This is a genomic window from Aminobacter sp. AP02, assembly GCF_003148805.1.
In the GTDB taxonomy this organism is placed as follows: Bacteria; Pseudomonadota; Alphaproteobacteria; order Rhizobiales; family Rhizobiaceae; genus Aminobacter.
Genome location: NZ_QGGX01000001.1, coordinates 150,547 through 164,700, shown reverse-complemented (window position 1 = coordinate 164,700; position 14,154 = coordinate 150,547). Strand labels below are relative to the sequence as shown.

Annotated in this window: 10 protein-coding genes; 3 read left to right on the top strand and 7 right to left on the bottom strand. The window is 63.2% G+C overall.

Translation table 11 applies throughout. The features are described 5' to 3' along the window. Window positions 1-20: 20 nt before the first annotated feature. Genes C8K44_RS00695 through C8K44_RS00670 form a run of 6 tightly spaced genes read right to left on the bottom strand, consistent with a single transcriptional unit; the run spans window position 21 to window position 6,548 of the window. Window positions 21-935 carry a PfkB family carbohydrate kinase gene (locus C8K44_RS00695; protein WP_109573829.1) on the bottom strand — a complete coding sequence of 305 codons (915 nt, stop codon included), beginning with the start codon at window positions 933-935 and terminating at the stop codon, window positions 21-23. Beyond that, the gene (ugpC, locus tag C8K44_RS00690; RefSeq protein ID WP_109573828.1) at window positions 932-1,969 is read right to left on the bottom strand and encodes a sn-glycerol-3-phosphate ABC transporter ATP-binding protein UgpC; all 1,038 of its coding nucleotides are present in this window, start codon (window positions 1,967-1,969) and stop codon (window positions 932-934) included. The genes C8K44_RS00695 and ugpC overlap by 4 nt, the downstream gene beginning before the upstream one ends. Further along, complete coding sequence (gene argH / locus C8K44_RS00685) at window positions 1,969-3,483, bottom strand: argininosuccinate lyase (RefSeq protein WP_109573827.1); 1,515 nt, start codon at window positions 3,481-3,483, stop codon at window positions 1,969-1,971. The genes ugpC and argH overlap by 1 nt, the downstream gene beginning before the upstream one ends. Before the next feature lie 3 nt (window positions 3,484-3,486). Beyond that, window positions 3,487-4,338: a carbohydrate ABC transporter permease gene (locus C8K44_RS00680; RefSeq protein ID WP_109573826.1), complete on the bottom strand. Its 852-nt coding sequence runs from the start codon at window positions 4,336-4,338 to the stop codon at window positions 3,487-3,489. Next, complete coding sequence (locus C8K44_RS00675) at window positions 4,335-5,273, bottom strand: sugar ABC transporter permease (protein WP_109574047.1); 939 nt, start codon at window positions 5,271-5,273, stop codon at window positions 4,335-4,337. Before C8K44_RS00675 ends, C8K44_RS00680 begins: the two co-directional genes overlap by 4 nt. Window positions 5,274-5,291: 18 nt before the next feature. Further along, window positions 5,292-6,548, bottom strand: a complete 1,257-nt coding sequence (locus C8K44_RS00670; protein ID WP_199226978.1) for an extracellular solute-binding protein — start codon at window positions 6,546-6,548, stop codon at window positions 5,292-5,294. A 292-nt stretch (window positions 6,549-6,840) separates the two neighbouring features. Here C8K44_RS00670 and C8K44_RS00665 point away from each other — a divergent pair, with 292 nt between their 5' ends. Genes C8K44_RS00665 through C8K44_RS00655 form a run of 3 tightly spaced genes read left to right on the top strand, consistent with a single transcriptional unit; the run spans window position 6,841 to window position 11,393 of the window. After that, entirely contained in the window at window positions 6,841-8,064 is a 1,224-nt protein-coding gene (locus C8K44_RS00665) for an ROK family protein (protein ID WP_109573824.1), read from the top strand. 25 nt (window positions 8,065-8,089) lie between these two features. Continuing rightward, entirely contained in the window at window positions 8,090-10,495 is a 2,406-nt protein-coding gene (locus C8K44_RS00660; RefSeq protein WP_109573823.1) for a PIG-L family deacetylase, read from the top strand. Window positions 10,496-10,502: 7 nt separating this feature from the next. Then, window positions 10,503-11,393, top strand: a complete 891-nt coding sequence (locus tag C8K44_RS00655) for a DMT family transporter (RefSeq protein ID WP_281062979.1) — start codon at window positions 10,503-10,505, stop codon at window positions 11,391-11,393. A 31-nt stretch (window positions 11,394-11,424) separates the two neighbouring features. Here C8K44_RS00655 and C8K44_RS00650 read toward each other — a convergent pair whose 3' ends face one another. Then, window positions 11,425-13,917, bottom strand: coding sequence for a DNA translocase FtsK (locus tag C8K44_RS00650; protein WP_109573821.1), 2,493 nt, complete (start codon window positions 13,915-13,917; stop codon window positions 11,425-11,427). Between the last annotated feature and the right edge of the window lie 237 nt (window positions 13,918-14,154).

Here is a 14,154-nt window from a genome sequence, read left to right as displayed (position 1 = left end):
CTACGGCCGCCTTGACGTTGTCAGCCTGCGGCGCGGCGTAGCGGCTGGCGCAGGATCGCCGAGCCGCCTGCGGCCTGTACGGCAAGGCTGCCATAGGTGATGCCGGCGGCAAGGCAGGCTTCCTCAGACTGTCCGCTGAGCCAGGCGTCGATGAACCCGGCATTGAAGGCGTCGCCTGCACCTGTCGTGTCTATGACCGGAACTTCTTCCGCCCGTCGGTGAAGCAACTGGCCGTTGGCCTTCAGCCATGCGCCCTCGCCGCCCGCCTTCAGGGCAACCACAGGGAAAGCCTTGGACAGGATCTCGATCGCTGCGATCGGATCGCTCTCACGCGTGATCGCGGTGGCCTCTTCCATGTTGGGCAGGAAGATATCGACTCCGACACAGTGCTCAAGCAGTTCGGACTCATAGATCAGCGTCTCGTCCCAGCTTGGATCGAGCGAGACGGTCAGCCCCTTCGCCTTGGCACGCGTCACCAAATCGGGAATCTCGTGCAGCGTGGCGTATTCGGCGATGTGCAGATGACCCGCCTCGCTCCAGTCGAGCGCCGCCGCAAGTGTTGTCGGCAGCGCCGTTCCGGCGCGCCGCGACAGGAACGCGCGGTCGTTGCCGATCACACTGGCCACGGTGACCTGCGGTCCAGCAGCGGCCGAATGCTCAACGAAACGAAGATCGACGTTGCTGGCGCTGAGTTCTGGCTCGATCCCGGTCGACAAGGGGTCGGTGCCGAGGCGCGCCACCAGCGCCACCTGGCGGCCGGCATGGGCCATGTGGGCAGCGGCGATGAACGCGCCGCCACCGGCGGCCATCTTCATGTCTTGCGCAAACACCTCGCGTCCTGGCTCAGGCAGGGATGCCAGGCCGGTGAAAATGAGGTCGCAGTAAATCCGCCCGATGCTGAGCACCGCCGGACGCTTGGCATTTCCCGAAGTCATTGCCGGCCCAGGCTCTTCTCGGTCTTCGTGTCGAAGAGGTAGAGGCTGCCGGGTGCGGCGCGGCAGGTCAGCAAGCTGCCAGTCGCCGGGATGAACTTGCTCGGTGCGGTGGCAATGACGGCACTGCCGTCGACGTCGAGATGCACCAGCGTCTCGGGTCCGAGCGGCTCGACCGCCGTCACCGTGCCGGTAAGCTCCAGTCCGCCTTCGGCCTTCTCGACGGCTGCCGTCAACTCATGCGGGCGCACGCCGATCAGGATGTCGCCGCCGGCTGCAGGTTCGATGCCCTTACCGTTCTTACGGCCCGGTACGAGGTTCATCGACGGGCTGCCGATGAAGCGCGCGGTGAAGACATCGACCGGATTTTCGTACAGATCGGTCGGCGTGCCCACCTGCAGGATGTGACCATCCTTCATGACAACGATGCGGTCGGCCATGGTCATCGCCTCGACCTGGTCGTGGGTGACGTAGACGGTGGTCGTCTTGAGCTTCTGGTGCAGACGCTTGATTTCGATGCGCATCTGGGCGCGCAACTGGGCGTCGAGATTGGACAAGGGCTCATCGAAAAGGAACGCCGATGGGTTGCGCACCATGGCACGGCCGATGGCGACGCGCTGGCGCTGGCCGCCCGACAAGGCCGCAGGACGCCGGTCGAGATACTTTTCGAGGCCAAGGATGCGGCCGGCCTCTTCGATCCGCTGGTCCTTCTCAGCCTTTGCCAGTTTCGAGGTGTAGAGGCCAAAGCCGATGTTCTGGCGTACGGTCAGGTGCGGATAGATGGCGTAGTTCTGGAACACCATGGCGATGTTGCGCTGCTTGGGATCGCGCTCGTTAACCACTTCGCCGCCGATCTTCAGCGTGCCGCCGGAAATGTCTTCGAGGCCGGCAATCATGCGCAGCGTCGTCGACTTGCCGCAGCCCGAGGGCCCGACAAAGACAACGAACTCGCCGTCGGCGATTTCAAGGTCGATGCCCTGGACGACGTCTACCTTGCCGTAGCGCTTGACCAGCTTTTCAAGTTCGATCGTCGCCATCAGAGCGCCCCTACCAGTGCCTTGAATTTCTCGCCGAGTTCTCTCGCGGCTTTCGCCTCGTGCCCGGCATGTTCGTTTGCCACGGCTTCAAACGCCGCAGCCTTGTCCCTGTAGACGCCAATCGCCTCGGCCATCGGTGCGGGTGCCGGACCGCCAAAGCGGTCGCGCACCGCGACGAAATGTTCCGGCGAAACGATCTCTTCGAACTTGTCACGGCCGAAGCTCGGCTCGCGGCCGGTCGAATGCCTGAAGGCGTCGAGGAACGGGCCGTAGCCGTCCTTGGCGAGGCCGCCGCCAGCCGCGACCACAGCCTTTGCGACGGTCGCAGCAATCTCGTGCGCCTCGCGGAAGGACAGGCCTTCGATGCGGACCAGCGAGTCGGCCAGCTCGGTGATGGTGATGCAGGAGCGGCGGATGCTTTCGGCCACGCGCTCCGGGTCGATGCGGATTGCCCCGACGAAAGCCGCGAGCAGGTCGAGCACGCGGGACGCGGCGGTGAACGCCTCATAGCCCATCGACTGGGTTTCACCCTCGCTGTCGTTCATGTCGGTGAACGGCGTGTTGTGGATGACACCCAGCACGGTGCGGGCGCGGCCCATGGTCTGGCTGGCGAGCAAACGCATATGCTCGATCGGCACCGGGTTGCGCTTCTGCGGCATGATCGAGGAGATCTGCACGAAGGCGTTCGGCACATAGACCTGACCGACCTCGAAGCTCGTCCAGAACTGGAAGTCCTGGATCAGGCGGCCGAGATGCAGGAACATCAGTTCGATCGCCGAATAGGTCGAGGTGATGTAGTCCGATGCCGCGATGCAGCTGTAGGAATTGCGCAATGGGGCCGCAAAACCGAGCAGATCGGCGACACGTTGACGGTCGATCGGGAAGCCCGAAGTCGTGATGGCAGCAGCGCCCATCGGCGACAGGTCGACAATTTTCCGCGCTTCTTCAAAACGCTCGATGTCGCGGATCAGCACCTCGATAGCAGCCGACAGGTAGTGCCCGAAAGTCGAAGGCTGTGCCGGTTGACCATGGGTATAAGCAACGATCAGCGTTGCCTTTTCCCGCTCGGCCGCGTCGATCATGGCGCCCAGCAAATGCCGCGCCTTGACCATCAGGGCGTCGATGCGCTGCTTGAGGCCGAGCTTGAACAGGGTGTGGTCTATGTCGTTGCGCGAACGCGAGGTGTGCAGGCGTCCGGCGACGTCTGCGCCAAGGCGGGCCTTCAATTCCTTTTCGATGAGGAAGAAGAAGTCCTCGACCTCACCGGTATAGACCAGCGTCGACGGATCGACTTCGCGGTCGATGGCTTCGAGCGCACCGGCAATGGCCGACGCTTGCTTGGCGTCGAGGATACCGGTCTCGGTCAGCATCACCAGATGCGCGCGGTCGATGGCGCGGAAGCCGTCGACATGGTGGGTCTTGGCGCCGTCGAACAGCGGCTTCAGCACCGTTTCCTTGTAGACAGGATCGGGGAAAACGCTCTTGTCGGCGAGCTTGGGGTTCAGTTCAGGCATGTCTTATCCCTTGAGCCCGGCGAGCATGACGCCGCGGACGATGTAGCGCTGCAGGACGATGAAGACGATCAGGGTCGGCAGCGTGGCGATCGCCGCACCGGTCATGATCATTTCCCACTGGATGGACTGTTCCACCGCGAAGCTCGATAGGCCCACCGGCAGCGTGTAGAGCTCGCGGCTGGTGGTGACGATCAGCGGCCAGAAGAACGCGGTCCAGTTGCCGAGGAAAGTGAAGATGGCGAGCGCGGAGAGCGCAGGCGTCACCAGTGGCATCGCCACCTTCCAGAAGATCTGGAACTCGTTCAGGCCATCGACGCGCGCCGCTTCGAGGAAGTCGTTGGGCACGCCTTCGAAAAACTGCTTCATCAAGAAGGTGCCGAAGGCCGTCATCATGCCGGGGAACATGATGCCCCAGTAGCTGTCCAGCCAGCCGAGCTTGCTGGACATCAGATACCACGGGATGACCAACATCTCGGTCGGGATCATCAGCGTCGACAAGATGGCGAGGAAGATGAAATAGCGGCCGCGGAATTCGAACTTGGCCAGCGTGTAGCCGACAAGGCTGTCGAAGAAGACGTTCGACAACGTCACCATGACGGCCACGAACATCGAGTTGAAGAACCAGCGCATGAAGCGCCCGTCGGCCAGGATGGCGATGTAGTTGGCGAGTGTCGGCGCCGCCGGGATGAGCCTGAGGTCATAGACCTGGCCCGCCGTCTTGAACGACGTCGAGAACATGAAGGCCAGCGGCGTCACCATGATCAGGCCGCCGATGAACAGCAGCGTCCAGGTGAGAATGCGACCGGGCCGAAGATTGGCGTGGGAAAGCGCCGGCGTTTGGGTGACGGCACTCATTTCTTTTCCCTCAGGATCCAGAGCTGCAACAGCGACACGAACAAAAGGATGGTGAACAGCACGACCGTCTGTGCCGCCGCATATCCCATCGCGTAGGACGAGAACGCCGTCTGGTAGATCATCAACACCAGCGGCTTTGTCGAACCGAGCGGACCGCCCGGATCATTGGTGGTCATGTTGTAGACTTGATCGAAGATGCGCAGGAAGCCGATCGACGAGAACACGACGAGGAACACGGTCGTGGGCTTGAGAAGCGGCAGCGTGATCTTGCGCAGGATTGCCCATTCGCCGAGGCCGTCGATGCGCGCCGCCTCGTAGAAAGTGTTGGGGATTGAGCGCAGGCCGGCCATGAAGATGATGATCTGGAAGCCGAGGCCGGCCCAGATCGCCGTAAACATTATCGACGGCAAAGCCTGATCGACCGAGCGGATGAACGGCTGCTGGGGGATGCCGAGTGTGCCGAGCGCATTGTTGATCACGCCGATCGGTGCCGGTTGATAGAACCAGCGCCAAACCCAGGCCATGGCGGCAGCCGTGGTCAGGTAAGGCAGGAAATACAGGCCGCGGATCAACCCGTGCATGAAACGTACGCGGTCGAGGTGATAGGCGATGACGAAAGACAGCAAAAGCGAGATCGGCGTGCCGATGAGCAGATAGGCGAAGGTGTTCTTGAACACCTTCCAGAACTGCGGGTCTGCGAACAGTTTTTCGTAATTGGCCAGGCCGATGAACTGCGGCGGCTTCAAAAGGTCCCAATTTGTCAGCGAAAGCCAAAAGGCCTCGATTGTCGGGTAAAAGCGGATCACCGAATAGAACAGGATCGGCAGAGCGAGGAAACTCCACACCCACACCAGTCGCTTCGTCCGCATGGAACGGCGGTCCCAGAAGGTCCCGCCGGGGCGGCTCACCGCCGCCCCCTGTTGATCCGCTGTCACAGACATCAAGCCTTCGCCTTACTTGGGGGCTGCTGCGTCGATGATCGCCTGCTCGGCCGCTGCGGCCTGTGCGAGCGAATCCTTCACCGACTGGCCTTCGAGCAGCACGCGGTTGGCCATGTCGATGGTGGTCTGGCGCTGGGCCGCCTCATCAACGAACATGGTGGTGCGGGCGTATTCGAGACCCTTGAGGAACGGGCCGTAGACCGGATCCGCAAGGTTGGCGTCCGTCATTGCCGCCGAACGGCGTGCCGGCAGCTCGCCGACCGTCTTCAGCCAGACATCCATCGCCTCGGGCGAGGAGATGTAGGCGAGGAACTTCTTGGAAGCTTCGAGCTTCTCGCCGCTCGTCGTCGCCGAGATGCCGTTGGCAAAGTAGCTGGCGTAGTTCGAGCGCTTGCCCTCGGCATTGGCCGGCAGTTCGGTCACGCCCCATTCGAAGCCTTCGATCGACTTGAACGCGCCGAGACGGAAGGTGCCGTCGATGGTCATCCCGGCCATGCCGGCGCGGAATGCCGCCTGGCCTTCGTCCATGAAGCCAGCCTGGCCCACCTTCTGTACCATCTGCAGGTCGGTATAGAACTTCAGCGCCTTTTCACCGGCTTCGGTGTTGTAGGCCACCTTGCGGTCGCCATCGGTGTAGGGCTCGCCGCCGAACTGGCGAATCAGCACTTCACGCCACCACTGGTGATCCTGTCCGCCCATGTCGAGGGTCGAGCCGGCAACGATCAGGTTACCGCTGCCATCGCGCTTGGTCAGCTTCTCGGCGGCTGCGACGAACTCCTCAAGCGTCTTGGGCGGGTTAGCCGGGTCGAGGCCAGCTTCGGTGAACAGCTTCTTGTTGTAGAACAGGGCCAGCGAGCGCACTGCGGTCGGCAGGCCGTAATAGTCTTCGCCGCGCTTCATGGCGCTGACGATCGGGAAGAATTCGCTTTCGATCTTGTCGTGCGGGAACGTATCGGTCGGCAGCGGCTGCAGCAGTCCGCCGGCAACGAACTTGTCGAGCCAGCCATAGAACAGCTGCATCACATCAGGACCCTGCCCGCCCATCTTCGCAGCGATGACGCGCGTCTGGTAGTCGGCGTAGGGGAAAGTGGTCTGCTTGACCGTGATGTCTGGATTGGCCTTTTCGAAATTCTCGATCAGCTGGTCCATCGCCTTGACGCGCGAGTCGAAGACATACTGCCAATATTCGATCTCGACGGCCTGGGCCGCGTTGAGTGCCAGCGTGCTGAAACCAGCGATCAATCCGGCAAACAGGGTTGCTCTGCGCATGTAAACCTCCAACTGCGCCCGCCGGAAAATCCGGGCTACGGGCGGTGATTATCCCCTTGGACCGTGGCCTCGCATGCAGACGAGGCCCGGGCCGTCTCGTAACTCCGATGCCGTCGGACGCGAGCGGATCACGCTCAACAAAATACGGACACCAGCAAAGCTGCGGATCCTCCCCGCACACTTCCTATACGCTTTCCTGCCGCACGGCTTTTGTCAATAAGATAATTTACTTGAATTAATCTGTTGCGGGGTTCGGGGCTTCCGCGTTATCAATTTTGCAACTGAGGTCAGGATGAGCGAAATGGCGTTTCAGCCGGGCAGCACGCATCAGGTCACTTTGGGCAACAATCCCGAGCGCAGCCGCGACCATAACCGTCGCGTGGTGCTTGATGTCGTGCGCCGAAACGGCGCTCTGGGACGTATGCACATTGCCCGGCTGACGCACCTGACCGCGCAGGCCATCGCCAACATCGTCGACGAACTTGTCAGCGAAAACCTGTTGATGGAGACCGGACGGCTCCGTTCGGGCCGTGGCCAGCCGCCGATTCAGTTCGCCGTCAACCCCGATGGCGCCATGACGATGGGCATCGAGATGGCCTCCGACCACATGGTGGCAACGGTGCTCGACCTGTCGGGCCAGCCGCGCTCCAGGCGGATCACGCCCGTCAGCGACACCAGCCCGAGTCAGGTGATCGCGCATTTGCGAACTGAGCTCGACTCGGTCAGGTCGACGTTCAAGTCGCGGCTGCTCGGCATTGGCGTGGTCATGCCCGGCCCGTTCGAGATCGAGGGCATGACCTCGGTGGGCCCGACGACGCTGCCAGGCTGGGCCAATATCGATGCGGCGAGCCTGCTGAGCGAGGCATGCGGCGAGCCGGTGACGGTGGAGAATGACGCCAACGCCGCCGCCGTCGGCGAACGTTTCTTCGGTGCCGGACACACGATCTCAAGCTTTGCCATGGTCTATTTCGGTGCCGGCCTCGGCCTCGGCATGATCCAGGACGGCGTGCCGTTCCGTGGCGCTTTCGGCAACGCCGGCGAAATCGGCCATGTCGTCGTCGTTCCACGCGGCAGGGTCTGCCCTTGCGGGCAGCACGGTTGTCTCGAACGCTATGCTTCGGTGCATGCTTTGCGCGAGAAGCTTTGCGATGCCGGCATCCCGGACTGCGATTTCGCCGACTTCGCCGACCTCCACGCCAAGCGCCATCCGGTGCTTTTGGAGTGGATGGACGAAACTGTGACCTATCTCGCGCCGATGATTGCGATGATCGAAAACATCCTCGATCCCGAAACGGTCATCCTCGGCGGCGTGTTGCCAGACGCGATCATCGACGAGTTGATCGAGAAGATGGGGCCGCTGCCGATATCGGTTGCCAGTCGGAGAGCTCGCGCCCTGCCCCGCGTGATGCGCGGCCAGACGGGGCAATACACAGCGGCACTCGGTGCCGCCGCGCTGCCGCTTTTCGAGGTGGTCACGCCCAAGCTCGAAACGGCCGCCACCTCGCATACCGAATAGCACACTGAAATACCGGAGGACCTGAATGCTAAGTGCCCGCGAACGTATCGAAAGACAGAAGGCCAATCCTTCGCTGCTCAGGCTTCACCGGGCACTTAGCCGTCTGAACTCCACAGTCACCATGATGAATACAGGAGCGCATCCCGACGACGAGCAGAGCGGGTTACTGGCCTGGTTCCGCCTCGGCCTTGGCATGCGCGTCATCGTCGCCTGCTCGACGCGCGGCGAAGGTGGGCAGAACTCGCTTGGACCAGAGCGCCTCGGCGTGCTCGGCATGATGCGCACGCGCGAAATGGAAGAGGCCGCGCGCGAACTCGATGCCGACGTCGTCTGGCTCGGCCATGGCCCCGACGACGAAGTGCATGACTTCGGCTTCTCCAAGGACGGCGACCAGACCTTTACCCGCTGGGGCGAGATGCGCACGGTCGAGCGGCTGGTGCGCGCCTATCGCAGCGAGCGGCCCGACATCGTCATCCCGACCTTCCTCGACGTTCCCGGCCAGCATGGCCATCACCGTGCCATGACACGTGCTGCCGAAAAGGCGATCAGGCTTGCCGCCGACCCCGAAGCTTTCCCGGAGCACTTCAAGGAAGGCATGAGCCCCTGGCAGGTGGCGAAATATTATCTGCCGGCGTGGTCCGGCGGCGGCGACACCTATGACGACGAAGTACCCCCACCTGATGCCACCGTCGTTGTGGACGCGCCCGGCCGCGAGCCGGCGACTGGTGTGGAGTATGACCGCATCGGCGAATGGTCGCGCTATTACCACGCCTCGCAAGGCATGGGTTACTGGCGCGACCAGGTGAAAGATTCCTGGCCGCTACACCTTCTGCTCGCCGCTAGTGGCGGGAAGGCCGAGGCATCGGTGCTCGACGGACTTCCGGCAACACTTGCCGCGCTGGCCCAGTCGAAGGACCTGTCGAGCGAAGCTGCTGCTGCCCTGGCCGCTGCCGCAGCAGCCGTAGATAAGGCGATCGCCGCCTTCCCGAACCGCGACGCGATCATTGGCAATCTTCTCGAAGCGGCCCTCCAGCTCGCCACCGCGCGTGCCAACGCGTCGCCGGCTTTCCTCGAGCTTCACCGCCACCGCGTGGAACGCAAGGCACGCGAGATCGATGCCGCCCTAATCGAAGCCGTCGGCATCTTCTTCCGCGCGACGCTATCGCCCTCGACATTGTCGCCTGGCGAAACAGCTGAACTCACCGTTGATCTCGCCCCTGGCAGCGACAGCCGTTCGGTCGAGGTCGAGGCGATCCTGCCCGAGGCGATCACAGCAAAAGCAGAGACCAGCGCAGGACGCCGGCGCAGCCTGGCCATTTCGGCCGCGGCAAACGCCGCGTACACAAAGCTCTATCCGCCGTCATGGTCGGCGCTTGGCGGCAATGGCGATACCCATGTCGTCATCTCGGTCAAATTCGGCGATCACACCGCCCGCGCCACCTATGATTTCGAAGAAGCTTTTGCCGTGCTGCCGGCAAGCTCGGTTGTCATGGAGCCCGAAGCGATAATCGTACCGCTCGACGGCACAAGGCGGGAATGGCCGATCAAGCCTGCCGTCGCCGGCAAGGATGCGCCCGTCTCGCTCAACATGGATGGCGGCTGGTCGCTGACGCAGACAGAAGGCAGCCAGGTCATCCGCGCGCCCGAAACACGTGTCGCGGGACTCTCCACCATCACCCCGCTTATCGGCGGCAGGCCGGCGCTCAGGCTGACCCCGATTGCCTATCCGCATATCGGCCGCGTCACCCATCGCCAGCCCGAAGCGCTGCGTGTGCTCACGCTCGACCTCAAACTGCCGCAAGGCGCGCGCGTCGGTTATGTCGGCGCAGGCGCTGATCGGGTCGGCCTGTGGCTGTCGCGTAACGGGCTCGATGTTACCGAACTCGACGCCAAGGCGCTCGCCGGCGACCTGTCGCAATACACCACCATTGTCGTTGGCATCTTTGCCTTCGGCATCCGCAAGGATCTGGCCGCCGCAACCGAAAAGCTGCACCGCTTTGTCGAAAATGGCGGCCACCTTGTCACTCTTTACCACCGCCCGACCGACGGTTGGGATCCACTAGCGACGCCGCCGAGGAAACTCGAGATTGGCTCGCCGTCTTTACGCTGGCGCGTAACGGATCCGACCGCCGAGGTCACGGTGCTGGTGCCGGACCACGTCCTCCTCAATGGACCGAACATTATCGGCCCGCAGGACTGGTCCGGCTGGAACAAGGAGCGCGGGCTTTATTTCGCCGCGCGCTGGGACGAGGCCTATCAGCCTCTGCTGGCCATGCACGATGCCAACGAACAGCCGCTGCTGGGCGCGCTGGTTTCGGCTCAGATCGGCAAAGGCCGTCACACCCATACAAGCCTCGTCCTGCATCACCAGATGGACAAGCTTGTACCTGGGGCATTCCGCCTGATGGCAAATCTTGTCCAGCCAGCCTGACAGCACGGTGACGCCCGAGGCGGGGGACGAGCGTCACAAAGCCAACCGCGAGGGTGTGATCTGGGTGCTCGCCGACATGCTGCTGGTCTCCGGCGGCATGACGGCGCTCGTCAAGGCGCAAGGGCTCGTCTATCCAGCGTTCCAGCTCGTCTTCATCCGCGCGATGATCGGCCTGCTGTTCATCCTGCCTTTGATCTGGCGTCACCGCCGCCACATCCGCCATACCAAGCATCCCTGGCAGAACATTTCGCGCATCAGCTGCAACGCCATTGCGCTGACCAGCCAGTTCATGGCCTACACGCTGTTGCCGCTGGCTGTGGTCAACGCGCTGAGTTTTTCCAGGCCGCTCGTCACCATGGCCATGGCGGTCGCCTTCCTCGGCGAGACGGTATCGCGGCTGCGCTGGGTCGGCGCTGCCTTGGCCTTTGCCGGCGTGCTGATGATGCTGGCTCCCGGCGGTGTCGAATGGAACCTCGGCCTGCTCGCGGTGTTTGGCACTGTCGTCTTCGGCTCGCTCGCCATCATCCAGACGCGCATGCTGCGCGACGAAAACACCACCGTAATGATGGTGTTCTACACCGTCGGTCTCGCGATAATCACGGCCGTGCCAGCCATCTTCGTTTGGCAGCCGGTCAAGACGTTCGACTGGGTGCCCCTGCTCGGCATCGGGCTTCTAGCGCAGGCCGGGCAATATTGCTTCTTGCGCGCCTATCGCCTCGCCGACGCAAGCGTCCTCGCTCCCATCGGCTACCTCTCGATCGTCGTGACGACGGCCGCCGGCTATATCTTCTTCGACGAAGTGCCCGACCAGCGCATCGTCATCGGTGCGCTCGTCATCCTCGCCGCGCTGCAGACAACGGCCTATCTCGAGCGCCGCGCCCACAAGAAGCGGCGCTAGGCCATACGCCGCCAAAGGGGCGGCGCATCGGTCATTCCATGTCGGCCCCGTTCGCCAGGTCGCGCCTGCCCGACATGATCTCGCGCTTGCCGACGTGATTGGGGGCGCCGACAAGGCCCTCCTTCTCCATGCGTTCGACCAGCGAAGCGGCACGGTTGTAGCCGATGCCAAGGCGGCGCTGGATATAGGAGGTCGAGCACTTCTTGTCGCGCTGCACCACCTTCACCGCTTCGTCATAGATGGAGTCGCCGTCCTCGGCTGCCACTGCACCCTTGTCGAAGACGGCACCCTGGTCAGGCTCCTCGTCCTCTTCGTCGGCGGTCACCGTTTCGAGATATTCGGGGCGTCCCTGTGCCTTGAGATGCGAGACCACATGCTCGACCTCGACATCGGACACGAAGGGGCCGTGGACACGCGAAATGCGCCCGCCGCCCGCCATGTGCAGCATGTCGCCCTGGCCGAGCAGCTGCTCCGCGCCTTGCTCGCCCAGGATGGTGCGGCTGTCGATCTTGGACGTTACCTGGAACGAGATACGCGTCGGGAAATTGGCCTTGATCGTTCCGGTGATGACATCGACTGAAGGTCGCTGCGTCGCCATGATCAGATGGATGCCGGCGGCGCGGGCCATCTGGGCCAGGCGCTGGATGGCGCCTTCGATTTCCTTGCCGGCGACCATCATCAAGTCGGCCATCTCGTCGACGATGACGACGATGTAAGGCATCGGCGCGAGATCGATTTCCTGCTCCTCGAACAGCGGCTCGCCGGTCCCTTTTTCGAAGCCGGTCTGCACCGTCATGACGACGATCTCGCCCTTCTCACGAGCGACGGCGGCACGTTCGTTGTAGCCGTCGATGTTGCGCACACCGAGCCGCGCCATCTTGCGATAGCGATCTTCCATCTCGCGTACTGCCCATTTGAGCGCGGTGACCGCCTTCTTGGGGTCGGTGACGACGGGCGTCAAAAGGTGCGGGATGCCGTCATAGATCGACAGTTCGAGCATCTTGGGATCGACCATGATCAGCCGGCACTCTTCCGGCTTCAGCCGGTAGAGCAGCGACAGGATCATGGTGTTGATAGCCACCGACTTGCCCGAGCCGGTGGTGCCGGCGACCAGCAAATGCGGCATCTTGGCTAGTTCGGCGATGACAGGCTCGCCGCCGATCGTCTTTCCAAGGCACAGCGCCAGCTTGCAACTGGTGTTGCGGAAGCCATCCGACTCGATCAGTTCGCGGAAATACACCGTCTCGCGCATCTCGTTCGGCAGCTCGATGCCGATGACGTTGCGGCCGGGCACGACCGCGACGCGCGCCGAAATCGCCGACATGGACCGCGCGATGTCGTCGGCAAGGCCAATGACACGCGAGGATTTGACGCCGGGTGCGGGCTCGAATTCGTAGAGTGTGACCACGGGGCCGGGGCGGACATGGATGATTTCGCCGCGCACGCCGAAATCTTCAAGCACGCTTTCCAGAAGGTCCGCGTTCTGCTCCAGCCGCTCCTGCGACATGTAGAAGCCCTGCCCTTCGGGTGGCATCTGCAACAGCTCCTCGGAGGGAAGCTCATATGCATCGCCCGTGGTCGCCGGCACGATCCTGTCGATCGGCGGCAACGCCTCGCGCGCGACGGGCGCCGCGATCTCGACGCTTGGCTGGCTGGCTTCGGCGCTCACAGCACTTGCCCCTTGCGGGCTTTCGGCGACTCCAGCCGCTTCCGATTTGGCATCGTTCGAATTGGCCGGTGCCACGATCGCCGTCGCGGTCTCGACTGCCGGGATGCAGTCGATGACCCGGTAAAGCGCGGTGATTTCCACAGCCGGGACGTCGGCGCGCGTGGCCACGGCGGGAACCGGCGCAATCGACACAGGTGCCGGAGTTGGGGCTGGCGCCTGCCGCGCCGCAACGATCGCTGGCACAGGAGACGGACCGTCCGACATGCTCGGCGCCATTAGTTCGAAGAAGGCATGGTCGGAAAGATAGGACCAGCGTGCCTTCTTGGGCTGTCCGGCGATGCCGACGCTGGCGGAGGTTTTGGCTTCCGGTACCCGGGCCGCGGGCGCCGCAGGGGTCACCGGCTGGGGAGCCGCGGGGGCCTGCTGCATCGGTGATGCTGCTTGAATAGCGGGCACGGGCTGCGCAGCGATTCTGCTGGCAATTTGAGCCTGCAAGGCTTCCACGACCTGCGGGCGGCGGATCATGGTTGCGGAGGGCACGCGTGGCGCGGGAGGCGTCACCAGGACCGGTGCTGCCGGAATTGCCGGTTCCACGGTGGAAGCCTCAGCCTGTATTTCGCCATGAACGGAAGCGGCCTCGCCATCCGCTTGGCGCTTCATAGCATCGTAATCGGGCGTGCGGGTGAAGCGCACATTGGGCGCAAGGAAGAAATAGTCCTGCCAGCCGGGGCCTTCGGCCGCCGAAGGCAGCTGCCCTGCGGCCCTGTCGCCGCGCTTGTTGTCGGGACGGTCCGCTGCGTCATCCTGCGAAGCGGTATTCGGAAGATTGGTTCGAGGAAAACGCATGGACTGCATACTCAAGACTCGCCGATGAAACGTCTGTTGAGCAATAGGAAGCGAGTGGTTAACAGTTCCTTCCCGCGGGCCACTCCGACCGGTAAAGTGATCATCTGTCGCGGGCTGGACACAGCGCCCCCCATCGCTCTTTGCGCGGCAGTTCCGCAGCAATCGGCGACGCCGGCCACGACCGGCAAATATACCGGCACGGCGGCGAGACTGGTCTCGGCGGACCTACAAAACCGGCTTCGAGGA